At 52.4% G+C, this 17450-nt stretch carries 17 protein-coding genes; 8 read left to right on the forward strand and 9 right to left on the reverse strand.

The window, feature by feature from the left end; translation table 11 throughout:
- Nucleotides 1–70 precede the first annotated feature (70 nt).
- From AC6HVW_RS08465 to AC6HVW_RS08475, 3 genes are all read right to left on the reverse strand, one after another.
- Nucleotides 71–337, reverse strand: coding sequence for a DksA/TraR family C4-type zinc finger protein (locus AC6HVW_RS08465; RefSeq protein WP_021805127.1), 267 nt, complete (start codon nt 335–337; stop codon nt 71–73).
- A gap of 153 nt (nt 338–490) precedes the next feature.
- Nucleotides 491–994: a DNA starvation/stationary phase protection protein Dps gene (gene dps, locus AC6HVW_RS08470; protein ID WP_021180512.1), complete on the reverse strand. Its 504-nt coding sequence runs from the start codon at nt 992–994 to the stop codon at nt 491–493.
- Between the two features lie 490 nt (nt 995–1484).
- Nucleotides 1485–2492, reverse strand: a complete 1008-nt coding sequence (locus AC6HVW_RS08475; protein ID WP_071683270.1) for a LacI family DNA-binding transcriptional regulator — start codon at nt 2490–2492, stop codon at nt 1485–1487.
- 245 nt (nt 2493–2737) lie between these two features.
- On the opposite strand from AC6HVW_RS08475, the gene AC6HVW_RS08480 reads away from it, so the two are divergent.
- The 6 genes from AC6HVW_RS08480 to AC6HVW_RS08505 all read left to right on the forward strand — a co-directional run bounded on the left by AC6HVW_RS08480 (nt 2738) and on the right by AC6HVW_RS08505 (nt 10047).
- Entirely contained in the window at nt 2738–3979 is a 1242-nt protein-coding gene (locus AC6HVW_RS08480) for an MFS transporter (RefSeq protein WP_037375204.1), read from the forward strand.
- Nucleotides 3980–3997: 18 nt separating this feature from the next.
- A complete protein-coding gene (locus AC6HVW_RS08485) occupies nt 3998–5431 on the forward strand; it encodes a glycoside hydrolase family 32 protein (protein WP_071683271.1) in 1434 nt (477 codons plus the stop codon).
- 180 nt (nt 5432–5611) lie between these two features.
- Complete coding sequence (locus AC6HVW_RS08490; protein WP_071683272.1) at nt 5612–6979, forward strand: carbohydrate porin; 1368 nt, start codon at nt 5612–5614, stop codon at nt 6977–6979.
- Between the two features lie 23 nt (nt 6980–7002).
- The gene (locus AC6HVW_RS08495; RefSeq protein WP_071683273.1) at nt 7003–7965 is read left to right on the forward strand and encodes a PfkB family carbohydrate kinase; all 963 of its coding nucleotides are present in this window, start codon (nt 7003–7005) and stop codon (nt 7963–7965) included.
- Nucleotides 7966–8031: 66 nt separating this feature from the next.
- Complete coding sequence (locus AC6HVW_RS08500) at nt 8032–8565, forward strand: (d)CMP kinase (protein WP_497569334.1); 534 nt, start codon at nt 8032–8034, stop codon at nt 8563–8565.
- Between the two features lie 276 nt (nt 8566–8841).
- Nucleotides 8842–10047, forward strand: a complete 1206-nt coding sequence (locus AC6HVW_RS08505) for an aldose 1-epimerase family protein (RefSeq protein WP_071683275.1) — start codon at nt 8842–8844, stop codon at nt 10045–10047.
- A gap of 43 nt (nt 10048–10090) precedes the next feature.
- Here AC6HVW_RS08505 and nanQ read toward each other — a convergent pair whose 3' ends face one another.
- Nucleotides 10091–10558 carry an N-acetylneuraminate anomerase gene (nanQ, locus tag AC6HVW_RS08510; protein WP_071683276.1) on the reverse strand — a complete coding sequence of 156 codons (468 nt, stop codon included), beginning with the start codon at nt 10556–10558 and terminating at the stop codon, nt 10091–10093.
- A 133-nt stretch (nt 10559–10691) separates the two neighbouring features.
- Nucleotides 10692–11579, reverse strand: a complete 888-nt coding sequence (rhtA, locus tag AC6HVW_RS08515) for a threonine/homoserine exporter RhtA (RefSeq protein WP_065686855.1) — start codon at nt 11577–11579, stop codon at nt 10692–10694.
- A gap of 393 nt (nt 11580–11972) precedes the next feature.
- Between rhtA and ompX the strand changes: the two genes are divergently transcribed.
- The gene (gene ompX, locus AC6HVW_RS08520; protein ID WP_024484558.1) at nt 11973–12491 is read left to right on the forward strand and encodes an outer membrane protein OmpX; all 519 of its coding nucleotides are present in this window, start codon (nt 11973–11975) and stop codon (nt 12489–12491) included.
- 116 nt (nt 12492–12607) lie between these two features.
- On the opposite strand, the gene AC6HVW_RS08525 is transcribed toward ompX, so the two are convergent.
- Nucleotides 12608–13609: a nitrilase family protein gene (locus AC6HVW_RS08525; protein ID WP_071683277.1), complete on the reverse strand. Its 1002-nt coding sequence runs from the start codon at nt 13607–13609 to the stop codon at nt 12608–12610.
- Between the two features lie 94 nt (nt 13610–13703).
- Here AC6HVW_RS08525 and AC6HVW_RS08530 point away from each other — a divergent pair, with 94 nt between their 5' ends.
- On the forward strand, nt 13704–14579 hold the full coding sequence (locus tag AC6HVW_RS08530) for a LysR family transcriptional regulator (RefSeq protein WP_071683278.1): 876 nt from the start codon (nt 13704–13706) through the stop codon (nt 14577–14579).
- Here the strand turns inward: AC6HVW_RS08530 and AC6HVW_RS08535 are convergent.
- The 3 genes from AC6HVW_RS08535 to AC6HVW_RS08545 form a co-directional block, all read right to left on the reverse strand.
- Nucleotides 14562–15092 carry a GNAT family N-acetyltransferase gene (locus tag AC6HVW_RS08535; protein ID WP_071683279.1) on the reverse strand — a complete coding sequence of 177 codons (531 nt, stop codon included), beginning with the start codon at nt 15090–15092 and terminating at the stop codon, nt 14562–14564. The two genes, AC6HVW_RS08530 and AC6HVW_RS08535, sit on opposite strands and share 18 nt — an antisense overlap.
- 99 nt (nt 15093–15191) lie before the next feature.
- Complete coding sequence (locus tag AC6HVW_RS08540) at nt 15192–16562, reverse strand: GntP family transporter (protein WP_071683280.1); 1371 nt, start codon at nt 16560–16562, stop codon at nt 15192–15194.
- Nucleotides 16563–16673: 111 nt separating this feature from the next.
- Nucleotides 16674–17450: an HPr family phosphocarrier protein gene (locus tag AC6HVW_RS08545; protein WP_059200276.1), complete on the reverse strand. Its 777-nt coding sequence runs from the start codon at nt 17448–17450 to the stop codon at nt 16674–16676.

Genomic DNA, 17450 nt, shown 5'->3' on the forward strand with positions numbered 1-17450 from the left:
TAACTCTAACTTTATAGCCATAGTCCGATTTCATTTGGTGCAAACAGGCGTGTTTTGAAGGGAAGTAGGGTTAACGCAGCTGGCTGTCTTTGCTGCCCCGGCGATTGAACAGGCTGCTGGCAGCCTGTTTTTTATCCATTTCCGCCTGGCAGTTAACACAGTAGCGCACTCCTTGCAGCGCCAGACGTCGGGCTTCGGGGATTTCTGTGCCACATTCCTGGCAATAGTGTTCGCTTTCGCCGTGGCCGAGCGCCTGGCGAGCACGTTGTACGGCATCATCTACCGTTGAGTCGATTTGATCCTGCACCGCGCCGTCCGCTGTCCATCCGCCTGCCATGCCCACCTCACTATTGAACCTGTGAATGCTTGCAATCCTGATTGGATCATAACCAGTGTAATCCAGCCTGTTTTTTATACAACTCGGCTTACAGATAAAAAAACAGGCTGGGGCAAGGCCCACAACCTGTTGTTTCGCGCCAGGATGGCTGGTTTATTCGATGTTGGATTCGATAAACCACAGGAACTTGTCCAGATCGCGCGATGCGGCGGTGAACATGTCTGCGGTGTCTTCATCCGGAACTTCCGTGATGGCTTGGCGGATATCGTTGGCGACGGCTGCATAACGATCGGCCAGCGCTTTCAGGTGATCTTGCACGCTGTGAATATTGGTCGGATAGCTTTTCAGCGGGGTTTTGTCATTCACCACCTGTACCGTACCCAGCGCAACGCCACCGAGCTGTACGACACGTTCTGCAAAAGTATCCTGATGGTCGGTGATGGCGGTGCGGAAGCCGTCGAGCATTTCATGCACGGCAATAAAATTGGCACCACGCATGTTCCAATGCGCCTGCTTGGTGATCAACGACAGATCGATAAACTGCACAACCTGATGGTTCAGCGCCTTGATGGCGGCCTGCTTGGTTTTCTCATCCACATCATTGCGTGTGTACAACAGGTCAGAAGATTTCGTTTTCACCAGTTTAGCGGTACTCATATAGATATCCTCTTCTTGATGGGTGTATACCCGTCGTCTTTCAAGCTGCAGCGTTGTTACCTGCACTATCTCACCCCAGTCACTTACTAAACGTAAGCTCCTGAGGATGAGATAGCTTGTCGCCTAGCTGCAACTTGAAATCCATAGGGTATTCTTCCTATTTTGTTACGGGAGAAATTATAGCAGCTTAAATTTATTTTGCAGGGCGAAAAGGGCGATTAAATAAATAGGTAATAACTGCTGGATATTTTCATCAGAAAGGCGTATGGCATATTTGGTGATTCGTGAGGTGTTGATAAGAGAGGTTTTTTAAGCTTTTAGAGGTTAAGGGTTGAGATCCCCACTAATAATAGACACCGATTGAAGGGATATTTCAATGCGCAATTATTGCAGGGTGTTTCTGAACGTTGAAATAGGGATTATTTTTCCATCAATTCATATTGATAGCCAATTATCCCCAGGGTATGCGCCGTAACTCTTTTATGTACCATCACAGGTTGCTATGGATCGAGTCTCTGCTGAGCCAGGGCGCGTGTATTTTGACAGTATCGGTCTGTGCCTTGCCCTGGATAATATGCAGCGCAGCATGGCGACCTATTTCGTAATGCGGCAGTTGTACCGTCGAGAGCGGCGGTAAGAATAGCTCGCCAATGCCAACCATATTGTCGTAACCCACGACCGCCACATCTTGCGGGATGCGCAGGCCCTGCGCCAGTAGCGTCTGATAGACCATAAAGGCGATACGATCGTTGCCGCAAATGACCGAGTCGAACATCGGATTACCCTGCTTGATATGTGCTAGCACAATGGCCGGGATATCACGGTAGTGCTCATCGCCATGCTCCATATAGACATGCATGAGAGTGTCAGGGTTGATACCTGCTTGCCGGCAGGCGCGCTCCAATCCCTGACGCCGGCGCAAGGTGGCAAGATGGTGTTTTGGCAGATGCAGGCAGAGTGGTTGACGATTACCTGCTGCGAGCAGAGCCTGCACCGCCTCAAACTGGCCTTGTTCGTCGTCCGGAATATAGCTGGCTACAGGATCGTGCAAACTTTCACAGTTGGCCAGTACGCACGGGAGGGTGAGCAGTTTGGTTGGCAGCGGCACCTGACGTAGCCCCATGGTGGTGTAGATGATGCCGTCTGGCCGGTGTGAAAGCAGAAGGTCGACAATGGTATCTGGATTATCGTCAGAAAACATATTTACCACGAAACTGTTCCAGCCATACGCCCGGGCGGTCTCTTCGATCGACAGAGTGATTTCCACCGAGAATGGTGTAGTAACAGTATCGAGGGCCAGCACCCCGATAGTATTCGGCGTAGCATGGGCGCCGCGTATTTTTTTCGCTGACAGGTCGGGAACGTAATTGGTCTCCTTGATGGCGACCTGCACGCGCGCCAGGGTCTCAGGCTTTAGCCTTTCCGGGCTATTGAGCGCGCGGGAAACCGTCATGAGCGACACATTGGCCAGTTTCGCCACATCCTTAAGAGAAGCCATATCTATTACTCCCGTCATTACCTTCAGGCAACAGGCTATACGACGAAGTTGTTGATGTAAAAGGTTCAGCGGCTATTCTGTCGTAGAAAGCGAAAGAACCGTAGCGAGAAATTTTTGATCGCGATCTCACTTTTTAAATGTTAACGTTAACTTTTGTGATTAACATCATGAATCTCAGCAAAACGACAAGCGCCTTTTTATTTGTTAACGTTACCATGCGAGCATTATTCCAATACGAGAATGCCATAATGAAAGCGCATCACTCTCATAGCTACCCACTACTCAGTGCATTACTGTTCTTCTTTTTCGTGTCCTGGTCCTCAACTGGCTCTTTACTCTCGATCTGGTTGCACCAGGAAGTGGGGCTGAAAGCGGGAGATACCGGTATTATCTACGCGGTGTTGTCCGTCTCCGCGCTATTGGCTCAAATCTGCTACGGCTTTATCCAGGATAAACTCGGCCTGCGTAAAAACCTGCTCTGGACCCTTACCGGGCTGTTAATCCTTTCCGGGCCAGCCTATTTATTGTTTAGTTATCTGTTGCAAATCAATATATTGCTCGGAAGTCTCTTCGGTGGGATTTACATCGGCATAACCTTTAACGGCGGTATCGGCGTACTGGAATCGTATACCGAACGCGTGGCGCGCCAGAGCCAGTTCGAATTCGGTAAGGCGCGGATGTGGGGATCGCTGGGCTGGGCGGTAGCGACCTTCTTCGCAGGGCTCCTGTTTAACATCAACCCGAAACTAAACTTCGCAGTCTCCAGCTGTGCCGGTCTGGTGTTCTTTATCCTGCTGGCGCGGCTGCGGGTGTCTTCTGCACCGCACGCGATGCAGGAGGCGGTGTCCGGTGGCAAAGTGAAGCTGGATGACGTGCTGCGTCTGCTGACGCTACCGCGCTTCTGGGCGCTGGTGTTTTTCGTCATCGGTACCTGTATTTACGGCGTTTACGATCAGCAGTTCCCGGTTTACTTCTCTTCACAATTCGCCACGTTGCAGGAAGGCAACGCCATGTACGGTTATCTCAACTCGTTCCAGGTATTCCTCGAAGCCGCCGGGATGTTTTGCGCCCCGTGGTTGGTTAACCGCATCGGCGCGAAAAATGGCCTGATTTTCGCCGGGATGGTGATGGCGTTGCGGATGGTGGCCTCCGGGCTGGTCGAAGGGCCGCTGCTGATTTCCATCACTAAACTGTTGCACGCGGTAGAACTGCCGATCCTGCTGGTCGCTATCTTTAAATACAACAGCTTGAATTTCGACAAACGCCTGTCTGCCACCCTCTATCTGGTGGGGTTCGCCTGCACCAGCTCGGTTATCGCCTCGGTACTGTCGCCGCTGGCAGGCTATAGCTACGAAAAATACGGCTTTGCCCAGTCCTATCTGATTATGGGACTACTGGTGTTCTGCACCACCTTTATCTCCATCTTCCTGTTGCGCTCCAGTAAGTTATCTTCAGATCCTCTGATGTCGCAACCTTCCGCTATATGATTGAAAAGAGTAAAGACTATGACGTATTCAATATCCAAGGCTGAACAGGAACTGCAGGCTAAACGTGAAACGCTGAACTTGCGTTGGTATCCGCGCTACCACCTTGCCGCGCGCGCGGGCTGGATTAACGATCCTAACGGTCTGGTCTGGTTTGACGGTTGGTATCACGCTTTTTACCAGCATCATCCGTATTCCACGCAGTGGGGGCCGATGCACTGGGGCCATGCGCGCAGTAAAGATCTGGTTCATTGGGAGCACCTGCCGGTCGCGTTGGCTCCGGAAGGCCCGGAAGATAAAGACGGCTGCTTTTCTGGCTCGGCGGTTGTTGATGGCGATACTCTGGCGTTGATTTATACCGGGCATAAATTCCATGGCGACACCAGCGATGAGGCTAACCTTTATCAGGTGCAGTGTCTTGCGACTAGCCGCGACGGGGTCTGCTTTGAGCGTCAGGGGATCGTGGTAGATACTCCGCCGGGTCTGCACCATTTCCGCGATCCGAAGGTGTGGCGTGAAGGGGATAGCTGGTACATGATAGTCGGCGCTCGCGATGGCGAGACCGGCCAGGTGCGCCTGTATCGTTCCGCCGACCTGCATCAGTGGCATGAAGCCGGAGTCCTTGATGAGGCGGAAAAAGAGATGGGTTATATGTGGGAGTGCCCGGACTTCTTTACCCTCGAGGATAAACGCATACTGATGTTTTCTCCTCAGGGGATGGCGGCTGAGGGTTTCAACAACCGTAATCTGTTCCAGAGCGGTTATCTGATCGGTGAATGGCAACCGGGGCAGCCGTTTGTTCGCAAAAGCGAGTTTATTGAACTCGACCACGGCCACGATTTTTATGCACCGCAAAGCTTCCTGACTCCCGATGGCCGCCGCATCGTTATCGGCTGGTTGGATATGTGGGAATCGCCGTTGCCCGAACAGCAAGATGGCTGGGCGGGAATGCTCTCTCTTCCGCGAGAACTGAGCCTCGGCGCAGATAACCGTCTGCAAATGCGTCCGGCCAAAGAGGTAGAGGGTCTGCGCGGCGCATGGTTCCCATGGCCAGTGAGTACGTTGAAAAATCAGCAGACCACGATGGTGGAAAACTGTGAGGCGATGGAGGTGATCCTAAACTGGGATTGTGCTAACAGCAGCGCAGAACAGTATGGCATCAGCTTCGGGGACGGTCTGCGCGTTTATGTTGATGCGCAGATGCAGCGTCTGGTTCTGGAGCGCCGTTACCCGCAGTATGGCCTGTGCGGGGTACGAAGCGTACCGTTGACAGCAGGCGCATCGCTGAAACTGCGGTTGTTCTTTGATAGCTCCTCCGTGGAAGTTTTTGTTAATGATGGTGAGGCGTGCCTCAGTAGTCGTATTTACCCGGACGCTGCGCGCCGTGAGCTAATGCTATTTGCCTGGAGCGGTTCGGCTTCTCTATCAGAGGCGGGGGCCTGGCAGCTCGAATAATCTATTTATATGTCAGGGATGTGGTAAATAAAGTATTGCGCATGCTGGTACCGCATCCCGAATGATTTAAAGCATAGGTTTAAATGTGTTAACAATCCGTTTGTCATGGCGGGTGGGTAATTATTGTCGTCATCATCGAGTTTCACCCATAAATATAAATTAAATAATAATGGATTAACGATGAAAAATAATGATGGTTTACAGGTAAAAAAAGTCCGAGTCGGATGTTTGCTCACGTTTTTAGCAAGCGCTTGCGCGAACGCCCAAGCACCGCTATCTATCGAGGAGCGTTTGGCGCACCTGGAACAGCGACTGAAAGAGACCGAGCAGCGCGCCGTCCGTGCGGAGACGGAGATTCGTGCGCTGAAACGGCAGGATACACCGATAACGGTGGCCAATGCGACGCCGACCGAGCCAGCGTTACGGCTTAATGACTATGGCGAATTAAAATTCTATGGTGACGTTGAGTTTAATATGGATGGCGCTAGCCGTACCGGCAGCCTGACCTCGTTGAAAACCAGCGCAAATAAAAACTGGGCGCCGGGCGATAAGGAACGCTGGGATATTAACGGGCGTATACTGCTTGGCTTTGATGGATTACGTAAAGGGTCGAATGGGAAATATGCCGGTTTCAGCGTACAGCCGCTTGCGGATATAAATGGCAAGATGAATCTTGATGATGCGGCATTTTTCTTCGGTCAGCAGGATGACTGGAAGATTAAAATGGGTCGTTTTGAGGCCTTTGATATGTTTCCGCTTAATCAGGATACCTTTATTGAATATTCTGGTAATACGGCCAACGATCTGTATTCCGACGGCTACGGTTACATTTACATGATGAAAGAGGGGCGCGGGCGCAGCAGCAGCGGCGGCAATTTCCTGCTCAGTAAAACACTTGATAACTGGTATTTTGAAGTGAATACCCTGGTGGAGGACGGCAGTTCGCTGTTTGTCGACCAGAACTATCATGGCAACGCGCTGGATAGCCGTAAAAACGTGGTTTACGTGCGCCCTGTTGCCGCGTGGCAATCCGGCGAGTGGTCGGTGGCTGCAGCGCTGGAGAGCAACCTCGTTAATAATGCCTACGGCTATCAGAATCAGCAGGGTCTTTGGGTCGATCAGTCCAGGCGTACCGGCTACGGTATGACCATGAGTTGGAACACGCTGAAAACCGATGCGCAGAACGGGGCGGTGGTGAACCTTAGCACCGCATATCTTGATGCGACGGATGAAAAGAACTTCAGCGCCGGTATCAATGCGCTATGGCATCGCGTTGAGCTGGGCTATATCTACGCGCATAACAAAATCGACCGTTTCAATATGAACAGTGTGAATGCTGAATGCGACGGCGATTGCGCGATCCTGGCACCAGGAAACTACGATATCCACACCATTCATACCTCCTGGCAACTGCCGAATATTATGGATATGCCAAACTTTAATACCTACCTAGGGGCTTATGCTTCCTGGCTGGATGCTTCGACGATAAATCCAGGTGACACCGATATGCGCTATGGCATGAGGGTGCGCTTCAAATATTTATTCTAAAATTGGGTGGTTAAGGAAACACTATGAAACTGTGGACAGTTGGCGATGCGGTAATCGACTTATTACCTCAGCCAGATAGGCAATATAAAGCTTGTGCTGGTGGTGCGCCGTTAAATGTTGCTGTGGGTGCAGCTCGTTTGGGATGTGATTGTGGTTTTATTGGCAGAGTCGGTGATGACCCATTTGGCCACTTTCTCCAGCAAACCCTCTATTCAGAGGGAGTCGAAACGCAGTATATACAATTTGATGAGCAATATCATACCAGTACCGTGCTGGTAGCGCTGGGGGATGATGGCGATCGCAGTTTTACATTTCTGGTAAATCCTTCTGCCGACCAGTTTTTATCCTCTAAAAATCTACCCGATTTTGGTGATGATATATTGCACTTTTGTTCGTTGGCTCTGGTTGCCAAGCAGAGCCGTGAGACCTTGGTCAAGGCGATGAGTTTACTAAAGCAACGCGGTGGCATCTTGAGCTTTGATGTTAACCTGCGGGAGAAAATGTGGGGGAATCCACAGGAGATGCTGGCAACGGTAACTCAATTTGCTCATCAGTCAGATATTTTAAAACTTTCAGAAGAGGAATTATACTGGATAACCGGTACTACTCATGATGAAAAAGCGTTGGAAATACTAAAGAGATTTCCTTCTAGCCTTAAAATTGTCACCTGTGGTATCCAAGGGGCTATTGTCTTATGGCAAGACTTGGTCATACACGTAGACTCGTACAAGGTGAACAGTTTAGATACGACGGGGGCAGGAGATGCCTTTATCGCTGGGCTGTTGGCAAATATCTCTCTTGGCAATGGTTTGCAGGATTTTGAACAATTGAAATTAGCCCTGACGCAAGCCAGCGCCTGTGGCGCGCTGGCGACGACACAAAAAGGAGCATTATCAGCATTACCCGATGCGGAGGGTGTCAGAAGTTTTATTGGATCTGAGCATAGACTGATATTTAAGGTTAATTCTATAAACCCTCATGAGTGAAATGCAGCAGACCTATTGTAATATAAGATGTCTATAAGTCAGTTAAAGTGGATATCGACGGAAAGCATGAAAATTAACGTGGTGGGCACCAGCGGCAGCGGTAAAAGCACCGTTGCCCGCCAATTGGCGCAAAAGCTGGCCGTACCCTATATCGAGATGGATAAGCTTTACTGGCGGCCAAACTGGCAAAATGCCTCAGATGACGAGCTCTTGCACCTGGTCGAACAGGCGCTGGCATCAGCCCCTGCGGGGTGGGTATTGGATGGCAACTATACCCGGACTCTGGCAGTGAAGTGGCGGGACGTTGATTGGGTTGTCTGGGTTGACTACGGATTTTGTCGCACGCTGTGGCAGGCGGTTCGCCGCGCAGCGGTGCGGGCTTGGCACCAGACTGAGCTATGGCCCGATACCGGCAATTGTGAGAGCTATCGCCGCTCTTTCTTTAGCCGGGAGTCGATTGTCCTATGGACCATCAAAACCTACCGCAAGAATCGTAGAAAGTATCTGGCAGACCGGCAGGACCCAGCCAATCGCCATATTCGTTTTATCCAACTGCGCTCTCCGGCGGAAACAGCGGTTTTTCTGGCTAGCCTCTGTTAGTTGAGAGAGGCTTTATTCGATTCAGCTTTTTATGTTCGCTAGGCATGAGTCTCTTTTTAAGCTGAATCTGCTTCAGCTTAAAACATGATCCGCATCTGATTAATTTGTCATCTAAAATTCAATTTTCATAATTTTGTTTGATGAACGTCACGTAACTTTCGTTATCTCCATCCTCATTGTAGAAAAAGTGACCCTCATCGCATTTTAAAATGGGCTAAGAACTTAGTTTGTGATGGTTTTGCTAAAACCATTCAGCTAACCAGGACGGAACAATAAATGAACAAGCTTACTGTACTTTCGCTCGCTATCTCTTTGATTTCTGGATATGCCGGTGCTCAAACTATCGTATTGACCGACAGTGAGAACGGTATTGAACTTGGCAATTGGCGGATTGACAGCTCACAGCTGAAAATTCCCGCTCAGCGCTTCAGCTTGCAACAGCAAGTTTTGCATGGTGGCAAGCAAGAGGGATCGAAAGTCCTTACCCTGACCAGTGAGGGGTTGACCATCACCCTTAGCCCAACGCGCGGTATGGATATTCTGCATGTCAACGGTTCCGGCGTAAGGTTGGGGTGGGATTCACCGGTAACCGAGGTGGTCAACCCGGCTTATATCAACCTGGAGAGTCGCAATGGGCTGGGCTGGCTTGACGGTTTTAATGAAATGATGGTGCGCTGCGGCTACGAATGGACCGGGCATCCGGGCGTAGAAAACGGCACGCTGTATACGCTACATGGCCGTGCAGGAAATACCCCAGCTTCCAAGGTGGTGGTAGATATTGCTGAAAAAGCGCCGTATGAAATCCGTATCCGAGGCCTGCTGAAAGAAAATACCTTTAAGAAAAGTAATCTGGAAACCTGGACTGAACTGCGTTACATCCCCGGTACTCAGCAGTTTACGGTTCACGATCGTCTAACCAATCATGCCGATTATCCGCGTGACTATCAGATTATTTATCACAGTAACTTCGGTAAGCCGCTGCTGGAAGAGGGAGCCGTGTTCAGTGCGGCAATCAAGGAGATTTCGCCGTTTAATGATTATGCCAAGGGCGGTTTGAAAGATTGGCATACTTACCAGGGGCCTACCAAAGGCTTCGATGAGATGGTGTTCAACATCGTGCCTTACAGTGATTCGCAAGGAAAAACCCTGGCGATGATGAACAACAAGAAAGGGGATCGGGGAGTGGCAATTGGTTTTGATACTCACCAGTTACCGGTTTTGACGTTGTGGAAAAACACGGATACGGAACGCCAGGGCTATGTTACCGGGATTGAGCCAGGGACCAACTACGCGTATCCGGTAAAAATCGAACGTGAGCAGGGGCGAATCAAACAATTACAGCCTGGGAAAAGTACCGATTTCGAGCTGACTTACACGTTGCTGAACAATGCTGAACAAGTAAAAGAGTACCAAAACAAGATAAAAACGCTGCAAGGTGACCGTGACGTTAAACTGGTCGATGCTCCGATTGCGGTGGAATAGCGACCGGTGAGGGGAAGCCGGTCAAGCGACCGGCTCTCTGGAGTCAAAGCAACAATTCGTAGTGGACTTTCACCACCACTTTCTTGATGTTTTTCGGTTCCGTTATCTGGCAGCCGGGTTTGTGTGGCTCCAATGGGAAGAAGATCACATACATGCCCGGCATTAGGTTCAGAGTTTGCGGGCTGCGTTTAATATCCAACCATTGCAGATCTTTGCTTTCATCGTAAAGATCGTTACTTTCCCAACTGTCTGGCAGGCCAAAATCGATCCGCTCTTCACCGCCGATCAGGATCTGGATATCCAGATACTCCTGGTGAAGCTCGGCGCGTTTGCTTTCTGCTGGCTCCGTCATCAGCTCCATCACGTTCATAAACACCCGATCACCATCGATCTCGTGCCGGCCCAACGGCAGGTTAGGCAAATCATACTGACGTACGGTATTGAGGATATTGGCTAAAGCGGGTGAGAGACCACGCCCGAAGCGGGGGTTGAACAAACTGCCATAGATCATCCTGATGCTCCCTAATAAATAAAAGACCTGCTGAGAGTATGTCTATTATTGTTCAGGAAAAAAGTTAACTGGCTTGCAATCATGCAACCTTTTGAGCGTGGCGCCGGGGACTTTCCACCAGGCGCCAGTGGGCTCACGAGAGGCTTTCAACCTGTGGCTTGGGTTTGATGGTCAACGTGGCCCCCATCGAGGCGGTAATGATAGCGGCCAATGCCAACCATTGCGTTTGGTTAAGGTGTTCGTTGAGGAAGATCATGCCGGAAAGGGCGGCCATTGCCGGTTCCAGACTCATCAGGGTGCCAAAGGTACGGGCGGGGATCTTGGGTAACGCGATAATTTCCAACGAGTAAGGCAACGCGGTAGACAGCACCGCGACGGCCAACGCTACCGGTAGAATATCCACGTTCAACAGCGCACTGCCGGTTTGCCAGGCACCGATCGGGCAGAATACGATGGCGGCGATCAATGACCCCACGGCTACGGTGCCCGGTCCGTGATCTCCCCCGGCCTTCTGGCCGAAAATAATGTATATCGCCCAGCAGGCACCGGCACCCAACGCACAGGCTGCCCCAACAGGGTCGATACTGCCCATGTCGTGGCCAAGCGGCAGCAGAAACCACAAACCGGCAATCGCCAGCGCCACCCAGATAAAATCGATCGGGCGGCGGGAAGAGAACATTGCCACCGCCAGCGGACCGGTAAACTCCAGCGCCACCGCAATGCCCAGTGGCACCGTGCGTAATGAAAGATAAAACAGGTAGTTCATCGCCCCCAGTGACAGACCATAGATTAGCAATGGCAACCGGCTACCGGCGGCGAAACGCATGCGCCACGGACGGAAAATGATAAACAGGATCAGCGTACCGATGCTCAGGCGTAGGGTGGTGATGCCTTCGGCACCCACCAGCGGGAACAGGCTTTTGGCTAATGAAGCCCCGCTCTGGATCGAGATCATTGCAATGATCAGTAAACACACGGGCACCAGCGTGGAAGACGCTTTAGTGGTTACAGACGAAGACATCCTTTCTGGCCTTATGGAGCTCCCCAACGTCTGGGGAGGTATTGAGTACAGGTGTTGCACAGTGTAAAGGAATTGACAGCAAGGTGTTGGCGAAAAACGGGGGGCCGAGTTGAATCTGTCAAAAATATGCGCCAACTTGGTTCAAGCAAGCAATAAGTGCGCTTTTTTTAAGAGTATTCTGGATCTCGGATAGGTGATTAGCGTCACAAAAAGGGGTATAATTCGTGAAAAGTATAGGAAAATTAGCATGCTATAGTGTTCTTGAAATCTTCTGTTACACGATACAAAGATTTAGACACTCATTTAAAGGCAGAGTTTCACGCTAATTTTTGCTATATTTTCAATGTATGAGAAATTGAAGCACTTTAATAATAAAACGCGTTTGAGGTGGTTATGAAAAAAATTGCATGTCTTTCCGCAGTAGCAGCTTGTGTATTGGCCGTAACAGCAGGTACCGCATTTGCTGGTGAAAGCACCGTATCCGCTGGCTATGCCCAGGGCGATCTCCAAGGCGTTGCCAACAAGGCCGGCGGTTTCAACCTGAAGTACCGTTACGAGTACGACAACAGCCCACTGGGTGTAATCGGTTCTTTCACCCATCTGGAAAAGAACAACTCTGAAGACGGCTTCTACAACAAAGCACAATACAACTCCATCACTGCGGGTCCTGCTTATCGTTTCAACGATTGGGCGAGCATCTACGGTGTGATCGGTGTGGGCTATGGTAAATTCACTTCCAACGCTCAAGACGGTTCTGACCACAACAACACCAGCGACTACGGCTTCACCTACGGTGCTGGTCTGCAGTTCAACCCAATGCAACAGGTTGCTCTGGACGTGGGTTACGAGCAGAGCCGTATCCGCAGCGTTGACGTTGGCACCTGGAACGTGGGCGTAGGTTACCGCTTCTAAGATTTCCCCATGCCTTCGGGCATGAGCGTGTGGCCTTGTTGGTCATACTCAATGAAAATCCGCCTTTAGGGGCGGATTTTTTTGCCAGTAACAGATTGAAACTGCAGACAAACGTGTTAATCCAGCGATTTATTTGGCTTGCCCAATACCGTGGTCGGTTGCAATGAAAAACGCGCCGTACGGGGATCGCGCTCATATCCCTGCGGCTCGGTCAGCAACCCATAGAGCTCTGGCCGACGGCCGTGGATCCAACGCCGCCCGCTGCTCATGGGGATTAAGCTCAGATCCAGATCGGCGGTGACCATGGCGTCCTGCGCCGCCCAGGTCTCTGACAGGATACGGCCATAAGGGTCCAGCAGCATCGCATTGCCGGTGCGCACTTCATCATCATCTCGCCCCACACCGTTGCTGAACAAAATAAACAGGCCATTATCATGGGCGCGAGAAGGCAGCCAGCGCAGTAGCCAACCGCGGCCAGTTTCGCCACGAAAAGCCTCTTCGATCGCCGTCGGATTTTCTTTACGTTGCTGCCATAGCGCCAGCGGTATCGGCTTCATGCCGTGCGGGCTGCGTGAATTTGTCCCCCCGGTCTGGTGAGGCGCGAACAGAATATCGGCACCCAGCAACGTGGTGGCACGGGCGTTCTCCACCAGGTTGTTGTCCCAGCAGATCAGGATCCCCATGCGTACGCCCCAAGGGGTGTCAAACACGGTATAACTATCGCCTTTAGCGATTAGCGGGTGTTCAAAAGGATGGAGCTTGCGGTGCACATGGGTTTGGCCATCCGGCAGGCAAACTGCATAAGCGTTGTACAGTTGGCCGTCTTCACCCTGCTCAATCAATCCAACGCCGATGGCCATCTGGTACCGTTCTGCCAGTGGGCGGATGCGTGCCAGCGAAGGACTGGTGGCGATAGGCTCAGCTAAAGCGGTGATTTCGCTGTCCGCCAGATGGCGTACGTGCCAGTAGCCGGTAATGCACATTTCCGGGAAGGCGAGGACCTGCACGTTATCGGCGGCGGCCTGGGCGATAAAGTCTTCCATAACGCCGAGATTGTAGTTCTTGTCGTTGGCGCGGTGTTGAAATTGTACCGACGCAGCACGAAGGGTCGTGGTCATAGCAAGCTCCTGTGGGGTTTTTTGTCCGTTAATTACAGCAGCCGTATCGATTACTGTATAATCAATTAAAATCCTCTTTTGATAACCTAATGGAATGGATAATCGTCAACTACGAGCCTTTGTCGCCTTGGCCGAACTAGGGCGCTATCACCTGGCTGCTGAGCGGCTGTGCATCACCCAGCCCGCGTTGAGCAAGCAAATTCAAGCCATCGAACTACAGTTGGGCACCCGCCTGTTTGAACGGGGCCGCCAAGGTGCGCAACTGACGGCCAACGGTGCTGCACTGCTCCCCAGAGCGCGGGAGTTATTGACCCAATACGAGCAGTTTCATCTGTACGCGGTGCAGGTAGTGAAGGGGGAAACTGGGCGTCTGGCCTTGGGTTTTGGGCTTTCCAGTTTTTATCTGGCCCCGCAACGGGTGGCAGCTTTTCGCCAGCGCTTTCCGACGGTGGTGGTGGGCCTGGAGGATCTTCCTTCGGAACGGCAATACCAATTGTTGCTAAGTGGCGATCTACAGGCTGGCTTTGTGCGTTTGCCCGTTGTTGCTCCTCTGCAGGCACTGCCTTTGCTGAACGATCGGCTGGTGCTGGCCGCGCCGCGAACGATGGCGTTGCTGGAGGAGAACTTGTTGGCAGATTTCCACCGTTTTCCTCTGTTGCAGTTGGAACCTTCGCGTGGCAGAGGGTTGAGTGAGCAGGTGCTGCGTTTTATTGCCGCTCAGGGACTGCGGGCTAACGTGGTGCAGCAGGCAGAGGACATCCAAACCTTGCTGGCGCTGGTGGCGGCGGGGATAGGCGTGGCGCTGTTGCCACAAAGCATTGCGTTTATTGCCCCGGCTGGGGTCGATATTCTGCCGTTGAGCGGCGAGCAGACGCAGTGGCAGGTTGGGCTGGCGTGGAACCCGCAGCGGCCTGATGCGCTACGGGATAATTTTATCCAGGATATCTTGGACTCAGAGCGATCGGTATAACACCACCGTTGGCAGTTGGTGGTATTCGCTGCGGTGGCTTGCCACAAAGCCGACTTTTTTCGCCAGGCCAAGCGAAGGGCGGTTATCCGGCGAGATGATACAAACGACTTTGTCCTGTGAGAAATTCTCTTTGGCCCAGACCAGCGCGGCGTTCAAGGCTTCGGTGGCATAGCCTTTACCGTGCGCAGCCGTGATCAGCGTCCAGCCCATTTCGGGGACATCGAGTGCGGGTTGAATATCACGGTGAAAATCGGCGAAGCCAATGCCGCCAATATACCTGCCGCTGTTTTTCTCCCGCACCGCCCAGTAGCCGTAACCCAGTAATTTCCAATGGCCGATATAGCGTAACAGGCGTCCCCAGCTGTCCTCCTTGTTGCGTGGCGTGCTGCCGATATAGCGCACCACCGCAGGATCGGCCCACATGGCGGCCAAATCGTCAAAATCTTCCAGCCGGTGGGCATCCAGGATCAGACGTTCGGTGATCAAGGTGGGGGCAACGGTGTGAGTGGTCATGGCTTCCTTCCTGAACAAGGGAAAAGGCGTCGCCGGAGCAACGCCACAAGATACTCACCACTGTAGCCGAACTGCTTTGGCTCTAGCAATACCGGGCAGTTACACTACCAGCCACAGTAGCCAGGTAAAGGCGAAGCCACTTAAACCGAGCAGGGTGGTTAATACCGTCCAGGTTTTCAGGCCATCAGCCACTGACAGGCCAAGGTATTTGGTGACAATCCAGAAGCCGGAGTCGTTAACGTGCGATAAGCCCAGGCCGCCAAAACAGGTGGCGAGCGTGACCAACACCAACTGCATCGGGTTAAGCCCGATAACCGCTTCGGACAGCAATCCGCCGGTCGTCAGAATGGCAACGGTAGCCGATCCCTGCGAGGCACGCAGTGCCAGCGAGATGATAAATGCAGCCGGGATCAACGGTAGGCCAATGGTGGTCAGCACATCTGCCAGCGCTTTACCCACGCCAGACTCGACCAGCACCTTGCCAAACACCCCGCCCGCACCGGTAACCATAATGACTACTGCCGCTGTCGGTAACGCTCCTCCCATCACATCGCTGGTGTGTTGCAGGCTCCAGCCACGCCGGATAGCAAGCAGATAGAACGCCAGCACCAGGGCGATCATTAACGCTACGCCCGGTGAGCCGATTAATGACAAGGCATCACGCAGCGCTGAGCCTGGTGGCAGCATGGTGGCAGAAACGGTGCCCAGCATAATGATGGCGATAGGAATAACGATCAGCGCGGTAATCAACCCGGCGCTCGGAGGATTGATCCGATCGCTGAGTGGGGCTTTGCCCTCTGGTGCTGGCTCAGGGGCTGCCAGTTGCAGCTGTTCCAACACCTCAATGGAGAGGGGGTAAGCTTTACGGTTGAGATATTTTGCCGCGAAGTAACCGATAACGCCCACCGGGATACAGATGACCAGGCCGATAATGGTCAACCAACCGATATCGGCATTCAACAGCCCCGCAGCCGCGACCGGGCCTGGGTGAGGTGGCAGAGCTACGTGGACCGTCAGCATCACGCCAGCCATCGGCAAGCCAAACTTCAACGGTGAGACTTTAGCCACTTTGGCAAAGCCATAGATGATCGGGGCCAGGATGATAAAGCCGACGTCGAAAAACACCGGAATACCCAGGACGAATGCGGCACTGGTTAGCGCGGCAATGGTACGCTTTGGCCCCAGCGCTTTGCTGAAACGCTGCGCCAGGGATTCTGCGCCGCCCGAATGTTCGATCATTCTACCCAGCATGGCACCCAGGCCGATGATAATGGTCACCGAGCCGAGTACACCGCCCATCCCGGCGGTCATCACTTTCATGACTTCACCGGTTGGGATCCCGCTGGCAAGCGCGACCAGTAGACTAACGACCAGCAGGGCGACAAACGGCTGAACCTTCGCCTTGATGACCATCAATAGCAGCAGTACGACACCCAGTACGGCAATGATCAGTAGCATAGTTGGAGACATAGCATAGCCTTTAATTCAGGTAAGAGTCCGGCACCGCGATCGCCCTGGGGCGATACGGGTGCGTTTATTTTTTATGTTATTGAAACTGGTGTTGGCGCTACGAGTTCTTGATTACAGGTAAGGTTTCACCCAACCCAGACCCGCCGTCGTTTCTCCACGAGGTTTATATTCACAACCGATCCAGCCTTGGTAGCCCACCTCATCCAATCGGGCGAATAGCCAAGGATAATTAAGCTCACCGTCATCGGGTTCATTACGGTCTGGCACCGAGGCGATCTGGATATGGGCATAGCGCCCGGCAAGCGTTGCGATCAGATTGCCGATATTGCCGTCCACCAGCTGCGCGTGGAAGAAGTCGAACTGTATAAACACGTTCGGGCGATCGATGGCGGCCACCAGCTCTGCCGCCTGATGCTGGCTAGAGAACAGGTAGTTGGGCTTGATAGGTGGGCTGAGCGCTTCGATCAACACCTTGATGCCGTGAGGGGCAAAGGCGTCGGCGGCGTAACGGATATTGCTGATAAAGGTTTCCCGATAGCGGGCAATATCTTCCCCTGGCGGTACTACGCCAGCCATCACGTGAACGCTAGGGCACTTGAGGGCGATGGCATATTCCAGAGCGCGATCGATATCCGCACGGGCATCCTGCTCACGGCCTGGCAATGCTGCCAGCCCCCATTCGCCTGCGCCCACATCGCCCGGCGCGGTATTGAACAACACCTGCTGTAGACCATTTTGTTGCAGTTTATCCGCCAGTAGATCGGCAGGGTAATCATAAGGGAACAGGAACTCTACCGCTTTAAATCCGGCCGCCGCAGCGGCATCAAAACGATCCAGAAACGAGTGCTCGGTAAACATCATTGATAAATTGGCAGCAAATTTTGGCAT

Source organism: Serratia sp. NCCP-200, from assembly GCF_059697885.1.